The organism is Clostridium sp. (assembly GCF_021443865.1).
GTDB lineage: Bacteria > Bacillota > Clostridia > Clostridiales > Clostridiaceae > Clostridium.
Map to the genome: position 1 here is coordinate 1 of NZ_JABUTB010000076.1, position 10324 is coordinate 10324.

At 27.6% G+C, this 10324-nt stretch carries 11 protein-coding genes; 1 reads left to right on the plus strand and 10 read right to left on the minus strand.

Translation table 11 applies throughout. The features are described from left to right. A partial coding sequence (locus tag HUJ77_RS12145; protein ID WP_291708992.1) for a hypothetical protein occupies positions 1–1531 on the minus strand: 1531 nt, incomplete at its 3' end. Positions 1532–1747: 216 nt separating this feature from the next. Here HUJ77_RS12145 and HUJ77_RS12150 point away from each other — a divergent pair. Continuing rightward, on the plus strand, positions 1748–2512 hold the full coding sequence (locus tag HUJ77_RS12150; protein ID WP_291708994.1) for a hypothetical protein: 765 nt from the start codon (positions 1748–1750) through the stop codon (positions 2510–2512). A 127-nt stretch (positions 2513–2639) separates the two neighbouring features. Here the strand turns inward: HUJ77_RS12150 and HUJ77_RS12155 are convergent, their stop codons facing one another. From HUJ77_RS12155 to HUJ77_RS12195, 9 genes are all read right to left on the minus strand, one after another. Next, positions 2640–4346, minus strand: a complete 1707-nt coding sequence (locus HUJ77_RS12155) for an NAD(P)/FAD-dependent oxidoreductase (RefSeq protein WP_291708996.1) — start codon at positions 4344–4346, stop codon at positions 2640–2642. Between the two features lie 59 nt (positions 4347–4405). Further along, positions 4406–5545, minus strand: coding sequence for an aminotransferase class V-fold PLP-dependent enzyme (locus HUJ77_RS12160; protein WP_291708998.1), 1140 nt, complete (start codon positions 5543–5545; stop codon positions 4406–4408). Between the two features lie 147 nt (positions 5546–5692). After that, positions 5693–6202, minus strand: a complete 510-nt coding sequence (locus HUJ77_RS12165) for a DUF4489 domain-containing protein (protein WP_291709000.1) — start codon at positions 6200–6202, stop codon at positions 5693–5695. A 138-nt stretch (positions 6203–6340) separates the two neighbouring features. Continuing rightward, entirely contained in the window at positions 6341–6856 is a 516-nt protein-coding gene (locus HUJ77_RS12170) for a DUF4489 domain-containing protein (RefSeq protein WP_291709002.1), read from the minus strand. Between the two features lie 105 nt (positions 6857–6961). Then, the gene (locus tag HUJ77_RS12175; RefSeq protein ID WP_291709003.1) at positions 6962–7720 is read right to left on the minus strand and encodes a hypothetical protein; all 759 of its coding nucleotides are present in this window, start codon (positions 7718–7720) and stop codon (positions 6962–6964) included. Between the two features lie 175 nt (positions 7721–7895). Then, positions 7896–8078 carry a DUF1858 domain-containing protein gene (locus HUJ77_RS12180; protein ID WP_291709005.1) on the minus strand — a complete coding sequence of 61 codons (183 nt, stop codon included), beginning with the start codon at positions 8076–8078 and terminating at the stop codon, positions 7896–7898. 62 nt (positions 8079–8140) lie between these two features. After that, positions 8141–8692, minus strand: coding sequence for a hemerythrin domain-containing protein (locus tag HUJ77_RS12185; RefSeq protein WP_291709008.1), 552 nt, complete (start codon positions 8690–8692; stop codon positions 8141–8143). 7 nt (positions 8693–8699) lie between these two features. Beyond that, positions 8700–9335, minus strand: coding sequence for a hypothetical protein (locus HUJ77_RS12190; RefSeq protein ID WP_291709010.1), 636 nt, complete (start codon positions 9333–9335; stop codon positions 8700–8702). Between the two features lie 77 nt (positions 9336–9412). Beyond that, positions 9413–10186, minus strand: a complete 774-nt coding sequence (locus HUJ77_RS12195) for a histidinol-phosphatase (RefSeq protein WP_291709011.1) — start codon at positions 10184–10186, stop codon at positions 9413–9415. Positions 10187–10324: the final 138 nt, after the last annotated feature.

A 10324-nucleotide genomic window follows, 5' to 3' on the forward strand; every position in this document is an offset into this window, starting at 1 on the left:
GTAATAGGACTATCTTATTACTTAATTCATCCTTTACTTCTTTTAGACCATTGTATTCCTCCATGGTAACTTCTTTCTTTGATAAATCTAAATTAATATTTTTTATTTCATTTTTTAAGAATTCAATTTCATTCAGGTATAAATCAATCATGTCTTTTAATTGTTCTCTTTCTATAGTGACTGAATTTACTTCCTGAATTAAGGAATCTATTCTGGTATTCAAAGAATATATTTCTTCATTTAAATTTTCATTTTCCCCTTGAATTTTCTTTTGTAACTCTAAGAAAATATTACTATTTTCTTCTGCCTTTCTTTTTTGTTCTAAAGCTCTAGCTAATTGCTGACTATACTTTTCTATTCCCTGCTGATTTTTTTGCAACAATATATTTAAATGATATAACTTGTCTTCTAGCTGCTTATTTTCTTCCCGTACCTTGTATAGTTCCGATTTAACTTTTTCTATATCTTCATTATTATAATTATCTCTGCTAACATTCTTTATTGTATTACTAGATTCATTTCCTTCACTTATTATTAAATCTTTAGGATCATATAAATATATATCTAATCCAGTTGTAGCATAAATGCTTTTACCTTTTATACTTCCTTCTTTAACTTCGCTTATATAAGCATTACATCTTTCTATTTTTATATTATTATCTCTAGTATATTTCTTTTCTTCTGACCACTTATCTCCACTAAAAATGGAATAATAAATTTCATTGTTTTCAATCCAAAAAGAATATGTTTTATTCCAAATATTAATAACCAAAGGTTCACTAATATTATCTTTACCTTCATATACTCTAAAGTATTTAGATCTTCCTGTAGAATCAATTATTACATGATCTAAGAAGTAATAAGAATTTTCCTTAGATCTATTTAAAACATGGATATTTTTTCTATCTAAATCTACATCAAAATAAACTTCTTCTCCTTGAATTCCATAAAGTCTGTTAGAAGGTAACCACTGTCTATTTTGATAAATAGAATAGTTTAAGGATAATTCATCCCCTTCATCAGATAAGTAAAATAAATAAATTTCATTACTAGCACTTACATTAATTAAATAATATTCTTTTAAGTTTGATTTTAAAATTATATCTTGTAACTTATTGGTACTACTCTTATGCCCATCCCATATACAATGCATAAGAATTCCATGATCACTACCATCTTCACTAGCTAATGAGTAAAAGATATGCATATTGGTTCCAATAATTTTCATTTTAATACTTTCAATACTATAGTTAGGATCTTCTATTTTATCTAAAACCTTTCCAACCCATTTTTTATCCTTCATAGTACAATATCTTAATTCACCTTTAGTATTTGCATATACTAAATGTATTCCTTCACTATCGTCTATAAATAATCCAAAGCCAGTTACCCTACTGTCTATTAAGTTTTCTTTTGTCCATTTGCCTTCTGTATACATAATTCTATAGTTTAACTCTTTATTGTCATTTACTGAAAATCTCCATAAATTATCTTTGTAGTCAACATATAGCCATGGATATAAACCTCTCATGTTCACCTCTCCTTTATATACAAATAATCTATCTGAAAAAACATATACATAAACCATCTATAAAAGTATATTTTTATTTATTTTACATTATGCAATTTTTAATTATAAAAAACTTTTCTAATAAACAATTTTTAATATCACCACTTCATTACTCTTTCATATCATATATTGTGAGTAGTTAAATAATAATTTAGTATTTTATAAAGGAGAGTCTATATGTCCATTAACTTTAAAAAATTTATGCCTCGTCCAGGACTAGTAAACAAACAAGGTCGCTTACCTGATCCTGCTGAATTAGTATGTATAGAAGTACCTAAGGTATTTGATCAATGCTTAATTAAAAGGTGCCTTGTATATTGTGATGGTCCAGATACAAACACTACTGATTGTGAATTAAGAAGTGACCCACTTGAAGCGCCAAAGAGATACATTTCTAGCAGAGACTTTAAGCTTACTTTAAACAACGTTGATAAAATTCCACTAAAAAAACAACATGGCTACAAAAAAATAATATTAAACTATACTATTTCTTTTTATGCAGATTATCTTGATTGCGATGGAAGAACTAAAAGTGAATATTATGAAATTAACAGAACTGATACTATAGGAAGATTCTATTGTCCAGATTCAATATCTCAAGCTACAACTACTCTTGGAGATGAAATTTGTGATAATAATTTAATTAAACTTGAAATGGTAGCTGAAGCACTATATGGTGAAATAGTTACAGATGAACATTGTGATGAATTCTTAGATATAACTTTAGGTTATTATATTGTAGTTAAATGTGAGTTATTAGTACAACTTTTAATACCAGCTTATGATTATTGCCCAGTTCCAAGAGAAGCTTGTGAAAATGAACCAGAAGAAGATCCATGTGAATTATTTGATAGAGCACCAGTTCCTAAGTTCTATCCAGATCAACATTTAGATCCATTATTCCCTGACAATGAAGTTTGTGAAGAAGAACCATTAGATTAATATTTTAAATTTTATTTCTGCTTATTAGGTAGTGATTAGTCTAATAAATTTTATACTTTTAGAAAAGTACTTAAATAATTCTAAGTTTTAATTTAGGAGCTGTTGCGACAGCTCCATTTTTATTTACTTAATTGTTCATTTTTAATATTTCTTCAGCTATATAATTTGCAGCTATAGCTCCACTTTGTAATTCTCCTTGTTGAGTTCCATGTTTATTACATGAACTATCTCCAGCAAAGAAAATTCTTCTATTAGCCTCAGGATTTATACTTGAATAAGAATGTAATGTCTTCTCTTCTGGTTTATATATTGTAGAAAATCCCCAGATATATTGTACATCAGACCAAACTAATGATTTATAATCTAATAAAATACTATCTAAATACCCCTTTGGTAAGTTATGAATTTTTTCTATATAGCCTATAGTATCATTTATTTTTAAATCATCAGTTAAGTAAGAAATTTCATCTGCTTTATCTCCCATACTGCTACTTGCAAGTAATACTCCTGGTTTATTTTGTTTTCTTTTTATATCTAATAAAGCTTTATTATTCTCATCAAAAACTATATTTTCATTATCTATTGGATATTCAATTGAATAAATAGGTAAGTCCGTTATAGTCTTTCCACCTAATAGCCTTTTGTTTATTCTTCCTTTTTCCCAGAATCTTTCCTTTAAATACAAATATATTTTCTGTGAATTTTTTAGGCTTATTTCATCAATTGCTCTTAATTTGTCATTACTAAGAATTGAATTAATATTCATCCTCTTTATACTATTAAATGGTACTGTAATTAATAAAAAATCGAAATCTTCAGTTGCTTCTAATTTATTGTCTGAATCTTTATATCTTAATGCAATTTTATCATTATTATTAAATATTTCTTCAACAGAAGAACCTAATTTAACATTAACTATTCCTAACTCTTCTTTACTTATATTAGAATAGGATTTCAAATCAGATTCTGTTATTGCACTATATAATGCTTGTGGCAATTTTATCATTCCACCTATAATGCTATAATTATTATTAAAGTCTAAGGTATATTGTTTTTGTAAAAATTCAATTAAACTATAATTATACCATTCATTAATTCCATTAAGATATCCTATCATATTTATAGCATCATCACTAAAGCCTTCTAATTCAAAGGCTTTTTTTAAGGTTAATTTATCTAAATCAACTATATTATCTGAATAATTCTTTCTTATTTCTATTAGCTCTTTTCTTTCTTCTGTTGATAACTTCATCAAATATTTATTATATAAATCTAGATGTTCTCTATTTTTTAATTTTATTTTATCTGCCATTGTTAAAGAATACTTTGGTAAAACATTCTTTTTTATTTGATTTTCTGTATTACATGAAAAACTATTTCTTAAATAATAATATTGATTTTTATTAATGCAAGGATAAGTTTGTAAATTAAATAAATTAATATAGTGCCAAGTTGTATAATGAGATATAGGGATACTCATTTCTCCAAAATCTCCATAATGCTTATTTAATCTATCAAAGGAATAAGTATAAACTCTTCCCCCTATCCTTTTACTTGCTTCAAAAATCGTAATATTACATCCTATCTTTTTTAATTCATAGGCTGCAGCAAGACCTGCCTCACCAGCACCAACTATTGCAACATTTACTCCTTTCCCTTTATAGCTAGTACAAATATTCCTTATATCCTTTGGAGGACTTAATAAATTTATTATATTTTCTAAATCCTCAGATCTATTTTCTTTCTTTAGTTGATTTTCAATAATAATATATCTATCATAATCACTAGGCATATTTAAAAGCTTATTATTTATTGAATTAATTTTTTCCTCCATCACTTCACATCCTAATGTTTTTATTACATATATAAACATATATGTACCTAATTACTTTCTCATTTTAACTTGTAGATTTTTATTATAGCCTTTACAAATTCATCTATATCCTTTGGTGTATTAAAACATCCTGGGCTAATTCTAACTGTCCCTCTATATTCTGTTCCAATTACTTTATGAATTAGTGCTGCACAATGATAACCTGTTCTTACAGCAATTTCAGAATCATTTAATTCTTCACCTACAATAGAGGCATCAATACCATCCATATTAATTGAAAGTACTGGCAATCTATTTTTTAAAGATATATCTCCATATATCTTTATAAAATCTAATTTTTTTAACTCTGTAATAAGCTGACTCATTAATTCCATTTCTTCTTTATAAATATTTTCTATGCCTATCTTCTTTATAAATTTTAATCCTTCACATAATCCTGCTATACCTGGTGTATTTAAAGTTCCACTTTCATATCTATCTGGTAATTCATTTGGTTGCTCCATAGAATTTGAATTACTTCCTGTTCCTCCTTCTTTAAAGGATTTAACTTTAATCCCTTCCTTTATATATAATCCACCTATTCCCTGAGGCCCAAATAATCCCTTATGACCTGGAAAGGCTAATAAGTCTATATTATCTCTTTCCACATCTATGCTAATAGCCCCAGCACTTTGAGATGCATCTACTATAAAAATTAGTCCATACTTTTTAGCAATTTTACCTATGCTATTAATATCTTGTATACTTCCTAAAACATTAGATGCGTGATTTACAATTATTGCTTTAGTATTTAATTTTATTTCATCTTTTATATCTAAAGGATTAATAAAACCTGCTTTGTCAGAGGATATTATTGTTACTTCTACTCCATTTTTAACCATAGTATTTAATGGTCTTAGAACAGAATTATGTTCAATAGATGTACTAATTACATGATCTCCCTTATTTAATACTCCCTTAATTGCTATATTTAAAGCTTCAGTAGCATTACTTGTAAAAACTATATTAAAAGGACTTTTTATATTAAAAATTTCAGATATTAACTCTCTTGTTTCCATCACTTTTAGTGCAGATTTAATTGCCATATTATGAGAGCCTCTTCCTGGATTTGCACAATAATTTTTCATGCAATTCATAACTTCTTCGTATACCTTAGATGGTTTTGGAAAAGAGGTAGCTGCATTATCTAAATAAATCATATTATCACCTTATACTAATACTCTATTACATTATATTAAATTTAGTTATTTTTAGTTCTAAATATAAAACTTATTTGCTTAACAAATAAATCCTGAGGTGGATATTCCATCTCAGGATTTATTAATTTTGTATAATTTTTCATTATACTATTTTACGCATTTATTACAACTATTATTGCAAGTAACAGTTGCTGCTAATGATGCATTACTAACAGTAACTACACCAGCATTTGTTGCAGTTGCTGTTAGAACTACTGTATAAGTGCAACAATCATTTTCACATGAATCAAGATAACAAATAAAGAAAGATACCATCATTGAACCTGCAGCCATAATAACCCTACTCCATGTAGAACCAACAGCAACTGGAATAGATTGATTATTACATTGCCTAAATATTCTAAAACTCAATGTTCCCATAAAGCCTTCATTTACTGTAGAAATGTTTGTAGCAAAATCTAATTTCGTTACTGAATCACATAAGCAAGATTTATCTACTGTAACTGCAGCTATTGTAGTTATAGTAGGCCTGTCAGTTGTTGTACTAATTGGTACTGAACTAGGACAACCACATTTTATAATTATTGGACAATTTTCTTCTTCTACTCTTCTTTTTTCCTCACAACATTCGTTATAAACCCTTGACATTGAATTCATAAATTGAATCCTCCCTATTACATAATAAATTATTATAATTTACTATTTAAAAATCCCAAGATGTTTTGTCCATCTTGGGAAAAATCTACGGTTATATTATAGATTTAATATTATAACTTTATAATATTCTTATCTATCTTAACCTCTTCTACACTCTTTACAGCTTTCTCTACATGTTGCAATAGCTCCAAGTGTAGAATTATTAATAGCTATAGTTCCAGCAGTAGCTGCGCCAACAACTGTTGCTACTACTGTATAAGTGCAGCAATCTCTATCGCAAGAATCTGAATCACAAATAAAGAATGAGAAAGTTCTAGCGTCAGTTACAGCAGCTCCAGATGATATTGTCCATGTAGGTCCAACAGGAACTGGGGCAAATTGATTTCTGCATTGTTTAAACACTCTTAAATTTAAAGTTCCAACAAATCCTGTAAGAACAGGATTACTTGCGAAATCTATTTTAATACTAGGGTCACATATACATGAAGTATCTAAAGTAAGTGATGCAAGTGTAAACATAGTTCCAGCTGCAGTAGCTGCTGGGATTGTAGTTGAACTAGGACATCCACATTTGATTATTGTTGGGCATTTTTCTTCTTCTCTTCTTTTTTCTTTTCCACAAGATTCATAATAACCTCTTGACATTGAATTCATAAATTGAATCCTCCCTTTTATATAATAAAAATATTTGCAATTTAGTATTTATAGTTTTTTATTTCTTAATTTTCTAAGATAATTATATTTGTATTTTACTATTAATTATCTTTCTTCATCGTCATATTCTTGGAATAATGGTTCTAAGTTTTGATCTGGATAGAACCTAGGAACTGGTGCTCTATCAAATCTTTCACATGGGTCTTCTTCTGGTTCTTCTTCACAAGCTTCTCTTGGTACAGGGCAGTAATCATAAGCTGGTATTAAGAGTTGAACTAATAATTGGGCTTTTACTACTATGAAATAACCTAAGGTTATATCTAAAACCTCGTCACCAGCTTCATCTTCTACTATTTGTCCATCTAATGCCTCAGCTACCATTTCAAGCTTAATTATATTAGACTCTTCACAAGTGCAATCTTCATCACTACTTGCTGAAATTTGTGCTATAGAATCTGGACAATAGAATCTACCTATAATGTCTGTTCTATTAATTTCGTAGAATTCAGATTGAGTTACTCCACTATCATCAATATAATCTGAATAAAAACTAATTACATAATTAAGAACGATCTTTTTAAAATTTGGATCCCCTTTAAGTGGAATTTTATCAACTGATAGTAGTCTTACTCTAAAGTCCCTACTTAATAAATATCTTTTAGGATTTACTAAAGGATTACTTCTTAATTCTTCATCAGTTGTTAAAGTGTCTGGTCCTTCAGCATAAACTAAGCATCTCTTTATTAAGCATTGGTCAAAAACCTTTGGAACTTCTACACAAACTAACTCTGATGGATCTGGTAAACGTCCTTGCTTATTTACTAGTCCAGGTCGTGGTACGAATTTCTTAAAGTTAATGGACATATATTCTCCTTTCCTAAAAACTACAATACTATATATTGATTTTTGTAATTATAGTACATATTATGACGCAATATAAAAGATGTGATATTTAATTGTCTAATACTAAAGTTTTTTATATATTTTTTTACAAAAAAACTGTGCCAAACATATAATGTTTGACACAGTTTTAGTAATATTACTTATTTAAAGCTTCTAATAAAGCTTCTAAATTTAATCCATGAACTTTTGCTGCATCTTCAACACTTTCAGCTTGTGCTGATGGGCAACCTATACATCCCATTCCAAAGCTCATTAATATCTCTGCTGCATTTTCCTTAATTCTTACAACTTCCCCTATAGTCATGTCCTTAGTAATCATACTTTTCCACCTATCCTTAAACTTATTTTAGATCCAATATTTATTTTAAAATGTATTAGTTGTTATATGCAATATTTATTTTTTAATTCTTCTAAAATAGATAAATTCTCATCTTTTACTTTTAAAAATTCATCTTCAAATTCGCTACATTCACTATTAATTACTTTAAAAGTATCTTCTTTTAATTCTCTTTGAGCAAATTTGTAAATTATATTGTCCTCCTTATGAATGTGTCTTTCTAAAAGATTAGTATAAGATACTGCATTTGCTATTACATCAAGTTTTGCTTCTTCATTTCCTTTTTTTAAGCTTTCTAATGCTTCACTTAAACTTGCTATATATAGTCTTCCTAAATCATGTTCAACTAACATTCCATGTTTAACAACTTTCTCAGCAGTTTCTCCTATTTCATCTACCATCCTATTAAATAACATTATCTCTTCTTTTTTATGATGATGAGAATCTGCATAATTTCTTATAAAGTAAATCATTTTATTGAAATCTTCATAATTAACTTCTTTTCCTTCTAATACAGAGTAAGATGCTTTTCTTACTATCTTTAGCATAACTTTAATATTTTCATGCTCTTCCATCATTAATTTTATTGCATCCATATTTCACCTATACTCTTTCTATAGAAAATTCATTATTTCTCAGGAAACAATATTTATAATTACTATTAATCTTATTAACAAATGATTTTATCCATAAGTCTCTTAAATTATAAAATACATTAACATCTCCACCTACAGTATCCCAAAGTTCCTTATGAACACATAGTCTTCTTTTCCAAATTAATTTATCTGCATCTTGTGATATAATTTCATTTACTCTATCACATGGCATTCCATCTAAAATATAATCATTAATAGCATTAAAGATATCAAAAGCATCATTTACTGGCTTTCCTGATTCTATAACCTCATTAGCTGCTTTTAATCCTTGCTTTATATATAAATCTTCCAGCTTTTCTTTTGCGCCTTCTTTTTTTAATATATTTACAGTCCAAGTCGCAAGTCTATATTCTGCAGAATGGATTCTCTCTTGAAGCCATCCATGTATATTTGAAGTATCTATCATTTCTTCTAAAGGAAGCTTAGGTAATTTCTCACCATATTTATTATTTATTTCAATAGATAAAGTATCTACATCTAATCCTTCTTTTCTAGCTAAGTTAATTATTTCCTCTTCAAGGTCTTCAAACCAAACTATCTTATTAAATAACCAATAATGAATTTTTCCTAAAAATAAGCTCATATCTTTCCTCCAATTATTTATTTTCTAAAGATAGTCTAACATAAGAATTATAGATTTGCGGTAACATAAGTTACACTTTACAATTTATCTATTACATCTAAATTTAATTTTTCAGCAAAATCTTCTCCCATATATCTATTTCTTAAATCTTCTGGATAATGTGCATCTACTCCTAAAATTCTTTTTACATTATACTCTTTAGATAATTTCCAAAATTCTTCTATAGGATAGAAATATCTTTCTCCTAAGTTATATTTAACTTTCCCTCTTTTGAATCCATTTATGTTTATTTCTATTGGAAAATTCAGTCTTTCAGCAGCTTCTAAAATTCTTCTTGATGCTTTAATTGCAAATTCATCCCAATCTCTATATCTAACTCCAAATAAATCTGGATGAGCTAAGCAATCAAAAAATCCACTTTCCATTGACTTAATAACATAATCAGTATAAATTTCTAATATTTCTGGAGTTAGCTTTATACCCCCTACATATGTCCATTCTCCTTTATAAGGGAAAAAGTGCACTCCTAGTAATAAATAATCTACTTTAAACTTTTCTCTAAAATCATTATATAACCAATGATAATCTTCAAAGTATTCACATTCTATTGCTTTTTTTATAGATATTTTTTCTTTGTACTTTTCCTTTGCATCATCTATTTCCTTAAAATATCTTGGTAAATCTTCATAGTTCATTCTATTTTCATTATCAATATTCTTTCCTGGATGTGGTAGATGGTCAGATATTCCTATTTCATCATATCCTTCTCTTATTGCTTCTTCAATATAGTCTTCAATTGTGCCATCTGCATGATTACATCTATAATTATGTGTATGATAATTAGTTTTCATATTATCATCTATCCTTTCTCTTATTTTATTACAATTCTTTTTTTATAATAACATATAAATATAAAACTCTCAAACATTCATCATTTTTTTGTGAAGAGAACTTTTACGACGCTCTCTTCCAGCTATTTTTAATTATAT

Bases quoted from the DNA above. Each gene is read 5' to 3' on its own strand.
- HUJ77_RS12150 (WP_291708994.1), top strand. From the start codon at position 1,748: ATGTCCATTAACTTTAAAAAATTTATGCCTCGTCCAGGACTAGTAAAC.
- HUJ77_RS12155 (WP_291708996.1), bottom strand. From the start codon at position 4,346: ATGGAGGAAAAAATTAATTCAATAAATAATAAGCTTTTAAATATGCCT.
- HUJ77_RS12160 (WP_291708998.1), bottom strand. From the start codon at position 5,545: ATGATTTATTTAGATAATGCAGCTACCTCTTTTCCAAAACCATCTAAG.
- HUJ77_RS12165 (WP_291709000.1), bottom strand. From the start codon at position 6,202: ATGAATTCAATGTCAAGGGTTTATAACGAATGTTGTGAGGAAAAAAGA.
- HUJ77_RS12170 (WP_291709002.1), bottom strand. From the start codon at position 6,856: ATGAATTCAATGTCAAGAGGTTATTATGAATCTTGTGGAAAAGAAAAA.
- HUJ77_RS12175 (WP_291709003.1), bottom strand. From the start codon at position 7,720: ATGTCCATTAACTTTAAGAAATTCGTACCACGACCTGGACTAGTAAAT.
- HUJ77_RS12180 (WP_291709005.1), bottom strand. From the start codon at position 8,078: ATGATTACTAAGGACATGACTATAGGGGAAGTTGTAAGAATTAAGGAA.
- HUJ77_RS12185 (WP_291709008.1), bottom strand. From the start codon at position 8,692: ATGGATGCAATAAAATTAATGATGGAAGAGCATGAAAATATTAAAGTT.
- HUJ77_RS12190 (WP_291709010.1), bottom strand. From the start codon at position 9,335: ATGAGCTTATTTTTAGGAAAAATTCATTATTGGTTATTTAATAAGATA.
- HUJ77_RS12195 (WP_291709011.1), bottom strand. From the start codon at position 10,186: ATGAAAACTAATTATCATACACATAATTATAGATGTAATCATGCAGAT.